The sequence below is a fragment of the Streptomyces sp. NPDC050264 genome (genome assembly GCF_040655895.1).
Classification (GTDB): Bacteria; Actinomycetota; Actinomycetes; order Streptomycetales; family Streptomycetaceae; genus Streptomyces.
The window spans coordinates 122,342-138,502 of the sequence record NZ_JBFAKV010000022.1; the positions used below are offsets into that span (position 1 = coordinate 122,342).

Below are 16,161 nucleotides of genomic sequence, written 5' to 3' on the forward strand. Positions count from 1 at the left end.
TGGGGGAGCGGTCCTGTGGGGCCCGCGTGTGTCACCGGGGCGGCGGGGTGGGCGGCTGCGTGGCGTTGTACGAGTTCGCCCGGTGCGCCGGGGGCGAGCGGCCCGTTCGGTGCGGGGGAGTGCGGCGCCGCCGAAGGGGACGGTGCCGGTACGCCAGTGCCGGGCGAGCCGCCCAGCAGGGGAGCCGTCGCGGCCGCCTCCGAGCCGGCCGTCGGTGGTCGTTCCGGGGCGCGCTGTACGGGAGTTCGGGGAGACGGCGTGGTCCTCGACCCCGGGCGGCCGGCCGGACCGGGCGTCTTGGCGTCGGCCGGGAGCGCGGGCAGGGGCGCGCCGAGTCCGGTACGGGCGCGGGGCCGGGACGGTGGGGCCGCCTGGCGGGAAGGTTGCGGTCCCGAGGCGGCTTCGGGGGATGTCCGGCGTTCGGTACGCGGCTGGACCGAGGGTCCGTCGGCGGAGCCGCCGTCCGTTCGGTTCTGTACGACGGGCAGGGCGGACGGACGCTCGGCGGACGGCGTCACGCCCCCCGTGCCCGTGCTCGTGCCCGGGGCGACGGCTGTCGGCGGAAGCTGGGGCAGCGGCGCACCCAGCGGCGGCCGGCCGGCGATCTGCCGTTCCGGCGTGTCCGTACGGGGAGTCGGGCGTGGGGACGGCTCGGCGGTCGGAGCCGGCCCCACGGGGGCGGCAGGGGCGGCAGGGGCGTGAGCCGCTATGCGGCGCACCGGAACCGCCGCGCTGCGGGCGACGATCAGCGAGCGGCCCAAGGGTGCCGGGCGGACGGTGCGCGAAGGGGCGCCCGGTCCGGCGGGCCCGGGGCTGGGCGGCTCGGTCCGTGTCCGCGTCGCGGAGGACGGGCCCGTGGCTTGCGTACGGGATGCGTGAGATGCCGGGCGCTGTGCCGGTGACGGGGTCCCGGGCAGCGCCGGGGTCGTCCGGCTCTCAGGAACCACCGCCACGCGGCGCACCACAGGGAGGCCGGGGGCCGCCGCCGCGGGAGTACTGCTCGGCGCGCCGGTCCGTGGCGAGTCGGGCGATGAGGGCGCGGCCGTGTCCAGCACCGCGGGGGACTGCGAGGACATGAGGGCCCGCTGCACGGGGGCCCCGCCGGGGGCGAGCGCGGACGCCGAGGCGGTCTGTCCCGGGCGGGTCGCCGAGCCCGAACGGCCCTGCCCAGCAGGCGACTTGGTGGTCTCCTCGGAGGCGCGTGACGTCTGGGATGCGGCGGCCCCGCTGCCTCCGTCCCCGGGCACACCGGGGCCGGGCGTCGCGTCGCGTCGCTGCACGGTACGAGAACCGCGCGCGGGAGGCGACGCCGACGGGCCACCGCCCCGCGCGCTGCTGCCGTCGCCCGGCGCACCGGAATCGGGCTTCGTCGTTTCGCGGCTCCGCGCGGTGCGCGAGTCACGCGCGGGATGCGACGCCGACGGAGCACCGCCCCGCGCCCTCCCGTCGCCCTGCGCCCGGCGCTGAACCTGCGGCAGCTCTTCGGGAGACGGAGCCGCCGCCGGCCGCTCATCCCGCGTCCGGCGCTGAACCCGCGGTGCCCGATCGGCGTCCCGGCGCTCCGGCCTCGTACGGCCGGACGAGGCCGCAGGGATGGGCGAGTTGGGCGAGGAATCTCGTGTGGAGGCGGGCGCGGACTTGGGCGTGGAGCGGGACCTGGAGGCGGGCGTGCCGGTGCCGCCCGGCGCCCGGGACACCCCGTCACGCGTCCCCTCGTCACCGGCGGGCGCGGGCCGCCGGACCTGCGTCAGGTCCGGGCGCGCGGGCCGCTGAGGCTCCGCAGGGGCGACCTTCGCGGCGCCGCGGGAGCCGTCGGCGAAGTCCGCCTCCTCCCCGTCCTGCCGCAACGCACGCAGCAGCAACGGCCCGCCCTCGCTGCGCGTGGGCCGAGCCGTTGCCGGGCGGGCCACCCCGCCGACCAGGCCGGCCGGGGCGGAGGGCAGCAGCCCGTGTGCGAGGCCCGTGTCGAACGACGGATCACGCCAAGCCGCGAGCCCCGAACGGAAGACCAGACCGTCACTGACCGCCAACGGAGCGCGGGAAACGGTGAGTTGAGGCGCACCGGCCTGCCGCCAGCCGCCGTCCCAGCCCTCGGGCACGGTGGAACCCCGCTGCGGCGCGGCGGTGTCGGGGTCGGGACGCCGCTCGGCCGGGATCTCCGCCTCGACGGCGCGCCCCTTGCGACGTGCCCTGTCCCGCCATGCCATGCGCTCAACCGCCTTCGTTCACGCGGGTGTTGATACGGGCGATCTCGGTGACCCACTCCCGGCGTTCGCCGTGCGTCAGGTCGAGGATCTCCTCGCGGGGCCAGTGGAAGTGGTAGGCGATGTACGCGATCTCCTCCCGCAGCCGGGGGAGCGCGTACGTCACGATTCCCCCAGGCGCCCACCCGAGAGGTCGACCTCGAAGCCGCCCTCGCAGTGCGGGCACGTGACGGCCGCGCGGGTGTGCCCCTCGCTGTTGACACGACGGTAGAAGTCCTGGAGGAACGCCACATCGGTCGCGTACATCCGCTCGACGATCCCGGCGTGCACATCGGTGATCGTGCCGATCCGGGTGATCACCTGGCTGAGCAGGACCACGCTCAGATACGCCGGGTTCTCCTTGACCCGCAGGTCGATCTGCGGCCGCAGTTCGTCACGGGCGGTGGCCAGGCGCATAGCGCCGTGCCGGTGCACGGTGCCCGCCTCGTCGACGTACCCGCGCGGCAGCTCGAAGTCGAACTCGGTGCGCAGCCCGTGGTCCTGGTGGGAGGCGGGCGCGGCGGCGGGGGGACGGGGTGCCGTCTCCGCCGCGCCCGCGTCCGCCGCGGGCGCCGTGGCCTGGAGGATCTCCTCCAGGTTGCCCGCCGTCACCGTACGGCGCCTCATTCGACGACGATCTCCTCGAACACGATGGTCACCGACTCCGTGGCCGCGGAGGACTCGCCCGCCTTCAGCGAGGGGCCCTCCCACTTGGACGCCCAGCCCTGCAGCAACTGGATGCGGCGGACGGTCTCGCCCGTGGAGTCCTTGATCTCGATGGTGAGGTTCTGCCGTGCGGTGTCGACGGCGCCGTTGTTGAGAGTCTCCTTGATCCACTTCGTGAACTCGCTGCTCTGGTCGAGTCCGCGGGTGATCGTGATCTCACCGGCCTGCCGGGCGCCGGGCTGCTTGCGGATGATCTGCTTGCCCTCCGCGCTGACCTGACGGACCTCGACGACCTCCTCCTCGACGGTCAGACCGCTGATCTCCTGGATCGACTCGACCAGGTAGCCACCGAGCTGTACGCCGAAGATATGGGTGGAAAGAGCATCGCCCTCTGCCATGACTGTCTGTCACCTTTCGTTACTGCCGGAAGAGTTGGGGCCGGAGGGCCGGAGTCACTCGTCGACGAGGCTGGTGCTGTCGGAGAACTGGGCGAGCCGGAACACCACGAACTCGGCGGGCTTCACGGGCGACACACCGATCTCGCAGACCACGCGGCCCTGGTCGATGGACTCCTGCGGGTTGTTGTCGCGGTCGCACTTCACGTAGAACGCCTCCGTGGCGGTCTGCCCGAACAGCGCTCCCCGGCGCCACTCCTCGGTGAGGAACGCGCTGACGTTGCGGCGGATGCTCGACCACAGGCGGTCGTCGTTCGGCTCGAACACCACCCACTGGGTGCCCAGGAGGATGGACTCCTCCAGGTAGTTGAAGAGGCGGCGCACGTTCAGGTAGCGCCAGGCCGGGTCCGAGGAGAGGGTGCGGGCACCCCAGATCCGGATGCCGCGGCCGGGGAAGGCGCGTACGCAGTTCACGCCGATCGGGTTGAGCAGGTCCTGCTCGCCCTTGCTGAGCCGCAGCTCCAGGTCGACGGCGCCGCGGATGACCTCGTTGGCGGGCGCCTTGTGCACGCCGCGCTCGGCGTCGCTGCGCGCCCACACACCGGCGACGTGACCGCTCGGCGGGACCGTCGTGTTGTGCCCGGCCGTCGGGTCGAAGACCCGCACCCACGGGTAGTAGAGGGTGGCGTAGCGGGAGTCGTACCCCGCCTCGTCGTTGCGCCAGGTGCGGACCTGCTGCGCGGAGAGACCGGGCGGCGTGTCGAGGACGGCGACGCGGTCGCCCATCTGCTCGCAGTGCGAGATGACGGCGAGCTGCACGGTGCGGACGCCCTCGGCGTCGATGTCGCCGCGCTCGAAGGCACTCATCAGGTCGGGGACGGCGACCATCGTGATCTCGTCGATCGTCTCCAGACCCGAGAAACCGGTCCGGGCGTCCGCGTCACCGACGTACTCGGCCGGGTCGAGCCGCGCCACTTCACCCGAGGCGGCGGGGGCGGGAGCCGCCGGCGCGTCCGGCACCGCCACCGTCTGCGCGGCGGGCTTGCTCTGGCTCGCGCCGCGCTGCTCGGTGACCTCGATCAGCTTCGAGGCGCGGGCCTGGCTGAGCAGGTAGCCCTTGACGTTCTTGCGGGTGGAGGCCTCGTAGGTCTCGGCGACCTGGTCGCCCTGGCGGACCAGCACCTTGAAGCGGTCCTCCGGCGGGTTCTCCCCGTCGGCCTCGGCGATCTCCACCGACACGCCGCTCACGCCCGGCCGCGCCGCGACGAGGAAGCCGCCCAGCTCGACCGTCCGCGCCACCGCGTGGTTCTGCCGCGCGGCACCGTTCACGGCCGGCGCCGAGGTGTCGTCGGCGGAGCCGCCGATGCGCACGATGTACGCGGCGCCGCCGCCGTTGGCGAAGTAGCCGTACACCGAGTGCGGCAGATACGTGCCGCGGGTGAAGCCGCCGAACTGCCGGGTGTACTGGTCCCAGCTGGTCACCAGAGTCGGTGCGTGGAACGGTCCGTCCTCGGCGAAGCCGACGAACGCGGCGACGGCGGTGCCGACCCCTTCGATGGGACGAGCACCGGACTGCACCTCCTCCACATACACACCTGGGGTGAGGTACGTCGGCATGCTCGCTCCTTCACGGGTCCTGCGGTCCGGGTCGCTCCCCAGCCTTTCGGCCGGCCCGCCCCGGCGGCAGAGGACATCGGGCCTGCCCGGGGGCAATCACCCTGCCCGCGCGGACGCCGGGACCGGTCCCCGCGTGCAGGCTCACGTGCCGGTGACCTGCGCCAGGTACGGGCCGAACTCGGCTTCCAGAACGAGGCGGCCGAGCTTGCGGTACTCCTGGGCGACCGCCCCCACCACCTGGCCCATCGTCAGACGTGTGCCGGACTCGGCCGACAGATACGCGGCGGTCACCGCGCAGGACCGGATCGAGCCGCCCGCCAGCTCGAAGCGGGCCGCGCAGAACGCGAGATCCAGGTCGTCGGCGCGCGGCAGCCGGTCGCCCAGACACCGCTCCCACAGGGCCAGGCGCTGTGCCTCGTCGGGCACCGGGAAGTCGGCCACCACATCGAGGCGCCGGGTGAACGCCTCGTCCAGGTTGGCCCGCAGGTTGGTGGTCAGCACCGCGATGCCGTCGAACGACTCCATGCGCTGGAGCAGGTAGGCCGACTCGATGTTGGCGTGCTTGTCGCGTGAGTCCTTCACCTCGGAGCGCTTCCCGAAGATCGCGTCGGCCTCGTCGAACAGCAGCACCGCGTTGACCGCCGACGCCTCCGTGAAGATGCGCTCCAGGTTCTTCTCGGTCTCCCCGATGTACTTGTCGACGACCGTGGACAGGTCCACCACGTACAGATCCATGCCCAGATCGGCGGCGACCACCTCGGCGGACATCGTCTTGCCGGTGCCGGACTCCCCGGCGAACAGGGCGATCACCCCGCGCCCCCGGCCGCCGCCCGGCCGCATGCCCCAGCCGCCGAGGACCTGGTCGCGGTGGCGGGCGCGCACGGCGAGTTCGCGCAGTCCCCGGCGGGTCGGGGGCGGCAGCACCAGGTCGTCCCAGCCCACGGCGGGCTCCACCCGGCGGGCGAGCCGCGCCAGGCCCGCGCTGTTCTGTGCCCGTACGGCGGCCCGCAGATCGTCCGGCCCCAGCGGGCGCGCGGCCAGCGCGGCCGTGCGCACCGCCGCCTCGGCCGCGCGCCGCAACTGCCCGGAGTCCAGGCGGTGCGCGGCCACCGACCGGGCGAGCACGTCGACGTCCGCCGCGGGTGCGCCCTCGCCGGCGGCGGCCTCCAGCGCGTACCGCCACCGCGCGGCCTGCTGTTCGGGGGAGGCGCCGGCCACCGTCAGCACCACGGGTGTCCGGGCCGCCCACGCAGGGTCCCAGCCGTCCGCGCCGTAGGTGAACAGCGGGATGCCGGTCATCGCCGTACTCAGCGTGCGCAGTGCGTGGGCCCGTTCGGACGGCTTGTCGGGCAGCTCCTCCAGCGGGCCGACGACGATCCCCGCGCCGGTCAGGCGCGCCTCGCGGGCAGCGGTCCCGGCCAGCTCGGGCAGGTCACCCGGGCGCCGGGAGAGCGCCGCCGCGTCCAGGACCAGCGGGCGGTGCCCGGACGCGCGCAGGGCGGCGCCGGCCAGGCCCTCCGGGGAACCGCCGCGAGTCCGCAGGTGCACATGGCCGGTGCCGCTGGCGGCCGCCGCGGCAGCCCACTCGACCTGCGCGGCGTCGACGGTCGGGTCGACCGTGTCCTCGCCGAGCACCGCGGTCAGGCGCGCGTCGGGCACGGAACTGCCGAGCAGGTGCGCGGTGACCCGGTCCGGCACGGTCAACACGCGGGAGAGCGGCGGGCGTTCGGGGTCTGTGACCTCCAGCAGACCGCCCGCGACGAGCGGGGCCCCGGGCGCGAGCCGGAACCGGCCGTCCGTCAGTCCGGTGTGCCCGCACAGTTCGAGGGCGAGACCGACCGTCGGGCGACGGCGCGTCAGATCGTCGTTGAGGTAGCCGTAGAGCCGCTCGAACCGCGCGTCCAGGTCCGGCGCCAGCGCGATCAGCAGCAGGTCCACGTCGAGCGGCGTCAGCCCGAAGTCCCGTACGAGAAGGGCGAGGACCGAGCCCGGCGGAGGTTCCTCGGCCGGGAGCGGGGGCACGGCGGGGCCGGCGGGCCCGTCGACGATGCGGGCGACCGCGTCGGGCGTGAGGTACTGCCCGCGATAGGGGTCGTCGGGATCGGGGTCGCCCGCGCGCCGGACCGCCACGGCCTGCCGCACCCGCTCCTCCACCGACCGCAGCCGACGGAACAGGAAAGGCGTCGTCCGTTCCGTGCCGGAAGGTGCGGTGGGTTCCACGGTGTACGTCACGGCTGGCGGTCTCCTCGTCGTCGGCGCGCGGGCTGCGGGTGCCGGTCCCGCGAGCCCCCGAAGCCCTCCTGACCCGGATCGCTCACCTCGGTGTAGCGCAGGCGGCGTGCGGCCTCGACGGCGTCCGGGCCGGACTGCGGCACGGCGCGGACGAGGAGCCCCTCGGTGACCGGCGGCGCCACGGCCCGGCTGATCCCCGCGAGCGGCGCGCGCACCCGCACCCCGAGCGACGGCTTCAGCTCCCCGCCGAGCGCGGACCACACGTCGGAGGCGGCCGGCGCGTCGAGGCCGGTGCCGCCCGCGTCCAGGCCGACGGTCAGGCCGAGTTCGGCGAGCGAACCGGTCAGCAGCTCCGGCCCCAGGGTGTCGGTGGACAGGAGACACGCGAGCACCTGGGACAGCAGCCGGTGCTCGTCCTGCGGCCGGCTCGCCCACGCCGTGACCAGATACGTCAGCTCGAACCAGCGGGCGGGGGAGCGCCGCGCGACGACGAAGCCGTCCTCGTCGTAGATCTCGCCGCTGCTGCTGCCGCGCCGCGTGTTGTCCTCGCGGATGTCGTACAGGAACACGCAGACGGTGGGGGCGCTGCGGCGGGCGGCCCAGTCGCGGGTCGGCGCGTCGAAGACCACCTCGACGCCGGACGCCGCGAGCCCGGCCCCGTCGAGCAGCCGGCGCAGCCCCTCGTCGACCTCGTGGATCACCGGCGGGTCACCTCGTCCGGGGGCTGCACACTCCCGTTGACCACCAGGAAGTCCGTCTTCACCGGGGAGAAGCCGGCGCCGCTCGCGGTGATGGTCCGCGGACCCGTCTGGTCCTTGGTGAGGATCAGCAGCTGCCCGATGAACGTGCCGTCGACCAGGGGCACCGTCGGCGCCGCCGCGGCGGTGATGCCGGGCTTCCACTTGAACCGGACCGGCACGCCCGGCGGGAAGTCCTTGCCGCGCACCGAGGTCACGAAGCCGGGCTTGCCGATCGGCGGCACCGCGACGATCTTCGGCTGGAGGATCTTCAGCCGCTGCCGTGCGGAGTTGTCGCCGAGGTCGGCGTCCGTGCCGGTCGTCGTCAGGACGCCGGTGACCTGCGCGGTGAGGGCCTTCTTCGGGGTGAGTACCACCTGGACCTTGGCGCGCGCGCCCTGTGCCAGATCGGGCAGGGCGCACACCCAGTTGGTGTCACAGCCCGCGGGCGGCCCGTTGTTCGGGATGCCGGTGGGCAGCCCGAGGCGCAGTCGCAGGCCGGTGGCCAGCGCGTTGCGGCCGTTGCTGACGGTGTAGGTGACGACGACGCGGCCGCCCACGTAGCCCGGGTTCGGCTGTGCCGTGACGCGCACACCGGGACCGGCCTTCGGCGCGGGCGGTTCGGCGGGCGGCGGCTTGGGAGGCGAGGTCGGCGTGGTCGGTGTCGTGGTGGGCGGGGTCGGGCTGGGCGACGGGTCGGGCGGCGTGGGCGCCTCGCGCACCGGCACGACGGTCCGGTCGGTGTTGTCGCCGGGGTTCGGGTCGATGACGGCGCCGGTGACCGACCAGTCGACCGGCTGGCTGCCGGGGGTGACCCCGGTGAGGGTCACGGTCACCGGGACGGTGCTGTCGGGCGGCACCACGCCGAGATCGCAGGTGAGCGCGGCCGGGTCGCAGGAGGCGCCGGGCGCCGTCAGGCCGGTGACGGTGACGCCCGTGGGCGGGGCGACGGTCAGCCGGGTGCCGGGCGACGCGGCGGGCCCGTGGTTGACGACGTCGACCTCGACCGTGCCGGTGCGGCCGACGACGATGCCTCCCGAGGTGTCCGGCGCCTGCACCGCGAGGTCCACGGACTGCTGCACGCTCGGCTCTTTCTGCCGCCCCGGCAGATCGGTGGTGAGCGGGGTCATCGCGCCCGATTCGACATCGACCTGGTGCAGCTTCTCGGGGCTGTCGACGGCCAGTTCGCTGCGGGAGCTGATCACGAGGCTCTTGCCGTCGGCCGTCCACGCGGCGTCGCGCGGCTGGAACGGGCCGGTCGCCGTCGTGTCCGGCAGCTCGCGGCCGCACGCGCCGGGCAGCCCGCGCGCGGCGGCGGGCAGCAGCACGCGGCAGTCGTCGCCGTCCGCCGAGGTGAGCAGGATGCCGTTGCGCTGGTCGGTGCGGCCGGCGCCGTTCTTCCGGTTGAAGGCGATGGTCGTCCCGTCCGGCGAGAACGCGGGGCTGTCGTCGATGACCTCACAGGCGCCGGGGCAGTTCGCGGCGCTCAGGTCCCGCTGCTGGTCGAGGTGGTCCACCGGCACGGTCCAGATGTGCTTGTTGCCGCCGCCCCCGCCGATCACCGCGTTGCGGGTGAACGCCAGGGTGGTGCCGTCGGAGGACCAGGTGGGCTGCGCGTCGCCGCCGGTCGCCTGCCCCGCGGGCGGGGTGATCTCGCCCTTCAGCGCCCCGGTGGCGACGTCCGCGATCAGGACGCGGCTCGGCCCGGCCGCTTCGCCGACGCCACCGGGCGACGTCCGCGTGAACGCCAGCGACTTGCCGTCGGGCGAGAACGTCGGATCGGTGTCCCAGTCCTTGTCCCCCCGCCCGTCGAGCTTCATGTACTTCTCGTTCGTACCGTCGGCGTCGGCCAGCCAGATCCGCTCGACGCGCGCGGTGCTCGCGCCCTCGAAGCGGGTCAGCACGATCTGGCGGCCGTCGGGCGTGTAGTTCTGCCGCTCGGTCCACGGGTCGTATCCGGCCGCCGGCTGGAACAGCGGGTCCTTGGCCGGATCGGTGTTGGTGTCCGCCGCCGGGTCCTCGTTGAGGATCGTCAGATTGAGGTCCCGCGGGTCGGAGCCGTCCGACCGGATGTCCTGGAGGGTCACCACGTGCGGGCCCGCCGCGGACGTGCGGTCCACGACGGCGGTGCCGCCGTCGAGCGGACCGAGCCAGGCGACCGAGGTGACCTCGCGGTCCTCGCTCAGCACCAGGTCGGGCGTCGCCTCGGAGTGCGCGGTCACCCGGAAGACGTGGTCCCAGTCGCCCTCGCACGTGCACGTGCGGTTCGGGCTGAGGAAGAGCAGACCGTCCCCGTCGGGCAGCCACGTTGCCCCGTGGGTCCGCCAGTCGGCCTGCGCCCCGGACAGCAGCGGACCGCCGCCGCCTCCGCTGCCGGCCGTCCACCGCAGCCGGGGACCATCCGTACCGGTCGCCGTGTAGGCGATGATGTCGCGGTTCTCGTCGTCGTCCACGGGGTTCCAGGCGGGCTCGCTCGCCGTGCCGTCCGCCGGATCGGTGACGCGCTGGGCCGTGCCGCCCTGCAAGGGCCGTACATAGATCTGCTGTCCGGCCGCGAGATCGCCGTCACCGGAGTAGGCGAGCCGCTGCCCGTCCGGCGAGAGCGTCGGGTGCTCCTCGTTCGCGGGCGTGTCGGTGAGCCGGGTCAGCCCGGTCCCGTCGGTGCGTACGAGCCACAGGTCGCGCTGGGTCCCGCCGCCGGTCGCGGCGGGCTCGGCCGAGTCGAAGACGACCGACTGCCCGTCCGGTGTCAGCCGCGGGTGCGCGGCGTCACGGCCGCTGGTCAGCTTGCGCACCGACCCGTCGGCGGCCCGCAGATACACCTGCGGGTTCTTCTCGTCACGGCGGCTCGCGAACACCAACTGGTCGCCCAGCGCAGACGGTTGCACATCGGCGTGGGCGGCACCCTCACCGAACAGCGGGGTACTGGACGTGGTGGTGGCCACCCGGCCCAGACTGTGGTGCCGGGTCCCGGCGTACGCGATCCGGGTACCGGCCGTGTCGGCCGCGGCCGCCGTGGTCCCCGTGTCGCCGGGCCCCGCCGCCGCGGTCACCGCGAACAGCGGGACGAGCAGCAGCAGCGCCGTGCCGATACGCCCCGCGCGGTGCCGTCGACCGCCGGATCCATCCGTGCCTGCCACGGTCCACCTCACCCGTCGAAAACCGTCTTCGCACATACGCCTGCCATCCTGGGTGTCGCCGGCCCCGCGGAGCAGGGCCGGCGGGACGCACCCGGGGGAAACCGTGGGTGGGTGTTCGGGCAGTGGCCGGGCGGTGCCGCGGCCGCCCGGCCACCCGAAGGAACGTCAGATCAGGCCGTTGCGCAGCGCGTAACCGACCGCGTGGGCACGGTTGCGCAACTGCAGGCGGGTGATGATCTCGTGCAGCACGTTCTTGACGGTGCGTTCGGAGTACGCCGTCTTGCGGGCGATCTCGGCGGTGTCCAGACCCTCCGACACGAGGCGCAGCATCTCCGCCTCCCGGGAGGTCAGCGTCGACAGTGACGTGGCCCGCGGGTCGAGCGTGGAGCGCTGGAGGCTGCCCACGTGGCTGAGCAGCTTGGCGAGCAGATCGCCCGGCAGCATGCCCTCGCCGTTGGCTATCGCGAGGACGAGGCGCAGCAACCGGTCCTGGTCGGCCTCGGCGCGCCGCAGCACCGCCGCGACCCCCGAGTCGATGGCACGCTGCAGCGCGTCCCCCGACTCGAACGTGCCGACCACGAGCCCCGTACGGGTACCGGAGTTGTGCCGCAGCCGGTTCAGCAGGGCGGTGGTCTCGTCGTCCACGGTGTCGACGACCACCAGCGACACCTGTGCCGCGTCGGCCTCGGCGTCGTCGGCCAGGTCTATCTCGGGGCGCTGGCGCAACTGCTGCACCACACCTACGTAGAGGACGGGATCAGGTGCGTATACGGCCACGGACACGCGCTCGGACCGTTCGACGGGCGCGGTCCAGCGGACGGTGCCCGCGCGTAAGGAGGAGGCGGGAGTGCTTGCCTGGGGGCAGGTCATGTTCGATACCTGTTCTTTGCAGCGTGTGGGGGCAAGGGCGGATCGCGCCACAGTGCGGTGCGGTGCTGATGGGTGGGGAACAGGCGGGCGGGGCACGGCAGTTGAACGAGGCCGGTGCGGCCCGGCTGAAGCCGCCGTGGAGGAAGCCGGTGGGAGCTGCCCGGGGCACCGCGGCTGCCCGGCGCCTTGCCCTCACGCCTCTCCAAGGGAGCGGGGCCGTGGCATAACGTCGCCGCGTGACGTCTCCAGCAGCCTCTCCCAGTCCCGGTGCGCCCGGCCTCGACATCCCCGAGGTGTCAGTGACGCCCGGCGGCACCGCATCCACCAGCCTGACGGTCCGTAACGACAGCGACATCGTCGAGGCGTACCAACTGGAGGTCGTCGGCGACTGCGCTGCCTGGGCGACCGTGGAACCGGAGCGTCTCTCGCTCTACCCCGGCACCTCCGAGACGGTGACGATCCGGCTCGAGCCGCCGCGCTCCCCGGAGGTACGGGCAGGTGAGCTGCCGCTCGCCGTGCGCATCCTGCCCACCGAGCACCCCGAAGCGGTCCGGGTGCCCGAAACCACCGTGCGCGTCGAGGAGTTCCGGCAGCTGCGCACCGAGATCGCGCCGCGCCGCCGCCGCGGCTGGCTGCGCGGTCGCTACCGGCTGGCGCTGCGCAACGAGGGCAACTGCCCGGTGCAGCTGGGCTTCACGCCCGGCCAGCCGGGGGAGGAGCTGGGGTTCGCGTTCCGCCCGACGGTGCAGAAGCTGGAGCCGGGCGAGTCCGCCGAGGTGGGCCTGCGGGTCCGCATCGGTAAGCCGGTGTGGTTCGGCAGCCCCGTGGTGTGGCCCTTCACCATCGCCGTCGCGGAGACCGGCGAGGCCGCCGAACAGCGGGAACCCGCCGCGGCGCTCGACGTCCGGGCGCCCTTGGACGCCGAGTTCGTCCAGATACCCATCTTCCCGAAGTGGCTGCTCGCGGTGCTCGCCGCGCTCCTCGCGCTGGTGCTCGCCTGGTTCACCCTGGTGCGGCCCGCGGTGCGCAGCACGGCCAAGGAGGCGGCCGACGAGGTCGTCCAGCCGAGGCCGACGCCGGGCAGTCCGGACGGGCAGGGCACGGGGGGCACCGGCCAGCAGCCCGGCGGTGGTGGTTCGAGCGCCCAGCCGGGCACCGGAGGTGACGGATCGGGCAACGGGACGGGCACCGGCACCGGGACCGGGACGGGCACCGGGAGCGCCGGTGGGCAGCAGAGCTCGGCCACCATCGACCTGCAGACGGCGGGCGGTGCGAACAAGACCGGCACGTACACGGTGCCCGCGGGCAAGGCGTTCGGGATCACCGACATCGTCGTCGCCAACTTCCAGGGCGACGAGGGGGTCTTGACCATCAACTTCGGCGAGCGCAAGATCACTACGATCGCGCTCGAGACATTCCGCAATCAGGACTACCACTGGGTCACCCCCATCACAATCACCGAGAACGACACGGTGACGGCCCAGGTGACCTGCGCGAAGCCGGGCACTCCCGCCACGGGTCGACGTGCGCAGGAATGCCACGAGGTGCTCAACGTGAGTGGTGTGCTCAGCAGCACCCGGTGAACCAGGCGTCACAGACATCGTCGGCGAGAGGGGGCGCGGTGCAAAACGAGGCAGTCACCGCGCGTCCGGAAAGTGGACCCTGCACGTAGTCCGCAGGCGTCCCCTTTCTTGCCCTATGTTCCAGTGTGATCGTTCAAATACCCGGCTGTGGCGGGATGGCGGGGCATGCATGCCCGACGGAAATTTGGCTGATTCCAGGCGTTACCTCTGAAGGTCAGCCCGGACGGCGCCCGTCGGCACGGCCGGTGAACGCCGCGTCGAGGCGCCGGGCGAACCCCGCGTCGTCGCGGCGCCAGGAGCTGATGCGACCCGGCGGAATGCCGGTGCGCTGCGCCGCCCCCGCCAGCGTCGACCCCATCCGGATCCGGTCCAGCACGGCCTGCTGCGCCCTGGCCGTCCCCTCTCCGGTGGCCTGGGCGACAGCGGCCCTGAAGGCGGGATTGCCCCGCATCCACGACGTCAGGGTCGAGCCGGGAATCCCCAACAGCTCGCGGGCCTCCGCCACAGCCACGTCTCCCGTGCGCAGCAGCGCCAGCAACTGCACTTGCAGGGAGGCCCGTTCCTCGGGCTTGCGGCTCCTGGTGACGGGGAGCGTCAGGGCGTCGGTGACCCGCATGCCGGACGCGATGCGCTGGACCAGGCTCTGCGCCGTGACCTGGAAGCGGGGGTCGTCGGCCCAGGCGGCCGCGCTCTTGGTCTCACCGAAGGCGCTGATCTCCGCCCGCACCCGGCGCCGGCGCGAGCGGCCGAGTTCGGTGAGGGTGACCTCCAGCGCGGTGAAGGCCGGAGCGGCCCGCCACACGGCGAGTTGGGCCGCCCCGGCGGCCGACGCACCCCCCTCGTAGAGCGCCAGCAGATGGGCCGCGGCGCCCTCGACGGCCTCGGCGTCCGGTGGTGCCGGGTTCCCGGGGTCCGGGATATCGCGCGTCATGCCTCAGGGGGACGTCGACATCGGGTCGTCCTGGTACTCGTCGCCACTGCTCTGCGAGTCGAAGGAGATGCTGAGGAACGGCTTGCCCGACTGGGACCCGTCGGACATCTCGGTGTCCGAACTGCTGCTGGAACTCGAATCGCTGTCGGGTGCCGGCGAGGGGACGTCGCCCAGGGTGTAGACGGCCTGGTCGCCGGTACCGGTCTTGGTGACCAGGCCCGCGCCGATGTACTGCTCGATCCGCTTCCTGCGGCGGTCCGCCGGCACGGTGCTGCGGGTCATGCCCGCCGCGTGGGTGCTCGCGGTACTGGCACCCGGCTGGCCTCCCTGGGCGACCGTGTCGTGATAGTCGATCTGGGACAGCATGTCGGCCCGGTCGCCACCCAGCGCCAGCAGGGCGAAGTCGTGCATCTCTGTGTCCGACAGCTGCTTGCCCGCCGTGTATCCCAACTGACCCATGGTCTGTTCGTAGAAGTCGAACAGGTCGCTCGGGTCCTCGCCCGCACGGATCAGGTCGTTCGTGTCGGGCTCGTTCTCCCACGCCGCGTACGTGCTGTTCGGGACGCTGGTGTGGAAGATGTCGATGCGCGTCGGCACCATCACCGCCCGGCTGTTGCCGGTCGCCGTCGCATAGTGCACCTCGAACTCCACTGTGCCGGAATTGAGATTCGTGAGCGCGGTCTCGATGTTGCGCCACATGCCGGTGCCCTGGTTCAGCGACCACTGCGGGACGATGTTCTTCGCGATGTCCTCACCGCCGACCTCGAGCCCCATGATGTGCCCGCGGTCGTAACCGGCCCCGCCGAAGAGGTCCCGCCACACATCCGCCTCGCTGGGGACCTTCCACTTGTTGGCGGGTGCCAGCGCCTTGTAGGCCAACTGGAGCTTCTTCACCGCGATCGGGTTGGGCGCCGCGGCCCGGCCCTTCGTGCCGGTCTTCTTGACGTCACCGGTCACCTTCTTCGGGCGCTGCACCGAGAGGTTCTGCGCGGTGCCCGTACCGGCCTTGGTCGGCGTGTAGTGGGACACGACCGCGTTCTCCAACTGCGGCGCGTTCATGGCCCGTTGCACCGCGTCCAGGTCACCCGCGCCCCCGCCGTCCTGACCCGGCGCCCGCTGCACCGCGCCACCCGCCTCCGGCGCCGGGCCCGCCATCACCCGGTGCGCGTTGGCCTCGGCGGCCCGCTCGAAACGGTCGCCGGGATCCGACAGGGCGAAACCGTGCCCCGAGTCGGTGCCCGAGACCGGTCCGCTGCGCTGCTGCACGACGTGAGTCAACTCGTGGGCGAGGGTGTGCTTGTCGCCGCCCCCGCGTCCGATCACCACATGGCTGCCCGCGGTGTACGCGCGGGCCCCGATCTCGCCGGCGGACCGCTCGGCGGCCGGCCCGGTGTGCAGGCGCACGTCCCCGAATCCGGTGCCGAAGCGCGATTCCATCTCGCCGCGCACCGAGTCCTCCAGGGGACTGCCCGCGCCGCGCAGAACGGCGTGCACCGAGGACCGCTGTACCGCGGCGGCCGCCGCCGCGTTGCCCGCGGACCGCTGGAGCGCCGCCACCTGGTCCGGCCGTGGCGCCCGTACGGGCCCGGCCCACACGGCGCTCGGCGCTGCCTCCGCGGCCGTCCGCCCGGCCGGCCCGCGGTCCTGGCCGTCCTCCCGGTCCTCGTGCCGGCCCCGCCGTTCGTGTGTCGGCATGCGCACCTCCTGTCGCGTGGTTACACCTTTACGGCACGCAGGCCACCGCTTC

Annotated in this window: 12 protein-coding genes and 1 pseudogene; 3 read left to right on the top strand and 10 right to left on the bottom strand. The window is 73.5% G+C overall.

Going from position 1 to position 16,161, the window contains the following annotated elements; all coding sequences use genetic code 11:
- The first annotated feature begins 708 nt into the window (after positions 1 to 708).
- Entirely contained in the window at positions 709 to 879 is a 171-nt protein-coding gene (locus AB0J02_RS32215) for a hypothetical protein (RefSeq protein ID WP_363197355.1), read from the top strand.
- A gap of 723 nt (positions 880 to 1,602) precedes the next feature.
- Positions 1,603 to 1,773 carry a hypothetical protein gene (locus tag AB0J02_RS32220; RefSeq protein WP_363197356.1) on the top strand — a complete coding sequence of 57 codons (171 nt, stop codon included), beginning with the start codon at positions 1,603 to 1,605 and terminating at the stop codon, positions 1,771 to 1,773.
- 438 nt (positions 1,774 to 2,211) lie between these two features.
- On the opposite strand, the gene AB0J02_RS32225 is transcribed toward AB0J02_RS32220, so the two are convergent.
- From AB0J02_RS32225 to AB0J02_RS32260, 8 genes and pseudogenes are all read right to left on the bottom strand, one after another.
- Positions 2,212 to 2,370, bottom strand: a complete 159-nt coding sequence (locus tag AB0J02_RS32225) for a DUF6760 family protein (protein WP_363197357.1) — start codon at positions 2,368 to 2,370, stop codon at positions 2,212 to 2,214.
- The gene (locus tag AB0J02_RS32230) at positions 2,367 to 2,870 is read right to left on the bottom strand and encodes a hypothetical protein (RefSeq protein ID WP_363197358.1); all 504 of its coding nucleotides are present in this window, start codon (positions 2,868 to 2,870) and stop codon (positions 2,367 to 2,369) included. Before AB0J02_RS32230 ends, AB0J02_RS32225 begins: the two co-directional genes overlap by 4 nt.
- Positions 2,867 to 3,307 carry a phage tail protein gene (locus AB0J02_RS32235; protein WP_363197359.1) on the bottom strand — a complete coding sequence of 147 codons (441 nt, stop codon included), beginning with the start codon at positions 3,305 to 3,307 and terminating at the stop codon, positions 2,867 to 2,869. Before AB0J02_RS32235 ends, AB0J02_RS32230 begins: the two co-directional genes overlap by 4 nt.
- A 54-nt stretch (positions 3,308 to 3,361) precedes the next feature.
- Positions 3,362 to 4,921 (bottom strand): phage tail sheath family protein, encoded by a 1,560-nt coding sequence (locus AB0J02_RS32240; protein ID WP_363197360.1) that lies wholly within the window; start codon positions 4,919 to 4,921, stop codon positions 3,362 to 3,364.
- A 141-nt stretch (positions 4,922 to 5,062) separates the two neighbouring features.
- A complete protein-coding gene (locus AB0J02_RS32245; protein ID WP_363197361.1) occupies positions 5,063 to 7,153 on the bottom strand; it encodes an ATP-binding protein in 2,091 nt (696 codons plus the stop codon).
- A complete protein-coding gene (locus AB0J02_RS32250) occupies positions 7,150 to 7,854 on the bottom strand; it encodes a DUF4255 domain-containing protein (RefSeq protein ID WP_363197362.1) in 705 nt (234 codons plus the stop codon). Before AB0J02_RS32250 ends, AB0J02_RS32245 begins: the two co-directional genes overlap by 4 nt.
- Positions 7,851 to 11,030, bottom strand: coding sequence for a hypothetical protein (locus AB0J02_RS32255; RefSeq protein ID WP_363197363.1), 3,180 nt, complete (start codon positions 11,028 to 11,030; stop codon positions 7,851 to 7,853). The genes AB0J02_RS32250 and AB0J02_RS32255 overlap by 4 nt, the downstream gene beginning before the upstream one ends.
- A 165-nt stretch (positions 11,031 to 11,195) precedes the next feature.
- Positions 11,196 to 11,816: pseudogene (locus tag AB0J02_RS32260) on the bottom strand (LuxR C-terminal-related transcriptional regulator); the annotation flags it as partial.
- Between the two features lie 320 nt (positions 11,817 to 12,136).
- Here AB0J02_RS32260 and AB0J02_RS32265 point away from each other — a divergent pair.
- Positions 12,137 to 13,483, top strand: a complete 1,347-nt coding sequence (locus tag AB0J02_RS32265) for a hydrolytic protein (protein ID WP_363197364.1) — start codon at positions 12,137 to 12,139, stop codon at positions 13,481 to 13,483.
- A 214-nt stretch (positions 13,484 to 13,697) separates the two neighbouring features.
- Here the strand turns inward: AB0J02_RS32265 and AB0J02_RS32270 are convergent, their stop codons facing one another.
- Together AB0J02_RS32270 and AB0J02_RS32275 are read right to left on the bottom strand one after the other, a co-directional pair.
- Complete coding sequence (locus AB0J02_RS32270) at positions 13,698 to 14,414, bottom strand: hypothetical protein (protein WP_363197365.1); 717 nt, start codon at positions 14,412 to 14,414, stop codon at positions 13,698 to 13,700.
- A 3-nt stretch (positions 14,415 to 14,417) separates the two neighbouring features.
- The gene (locus tag AB0J02_RS32275) at positions 14,418 to 16,109 is read right to left on the bottom strand and encodes a DUF4157 domain-containing protein (protein ID WP_363197366.1); all 1,692 of its coding nucleotides are present in this window, start codon (positions 16,107 to 16,109) and stop codon (positions 14,418 to 14,420) included.
- Positions 16,110 to 16,161: the final 52 nt, after the last annotated feature.

Bases quoted from the DNA above. Each gene is read 5' to 3' on its own strand.
- AB0J02_RS32235 (WP_363197359.1), bottom strand. From the start codon at position 3,307: ATGGCAGAGGGCGATGCTCTTTCCACCCATATCTTCGGCGTACAGCTC.
- AB0J02_RS32270 (WP_363197365.1), bottom strand. From the start codon at position 14,414: ATGACGCGCGATATCCCGGACCCCGGGAACCCGGCACCACCGGACGCC.
- AB0J02_RS32240 (WP_363197360.1), bottom strand. From the start codon at position 4,921: ATGCCGACGTACCTCACCCCAGGTGTGTATGTGGAGGAGGTGCAGTCC.
- AB0J02_RS32215 (WP_363197355.1), top strand. From the start codon at position 709: ATGCGGCGCACCGGAACCGCCGCGCTGCGGGCGACGATCAGCGAGCGG.
- AB0J02_RS32230 (WP_363197358.1), bottom strand. From the start codon at position 2,870: ATGAGGCGCCGTACGGTGACGGCGGGCAACCTGGAGGAGATCCTCCAG.
- AB0J02_RS32275 (WP_363197366.1), bottom strand. From the start codon at position 16,109: ATGCCGACACACGAACGGCGGGGCCGGCACGAGGACCGGGAGGACGGC.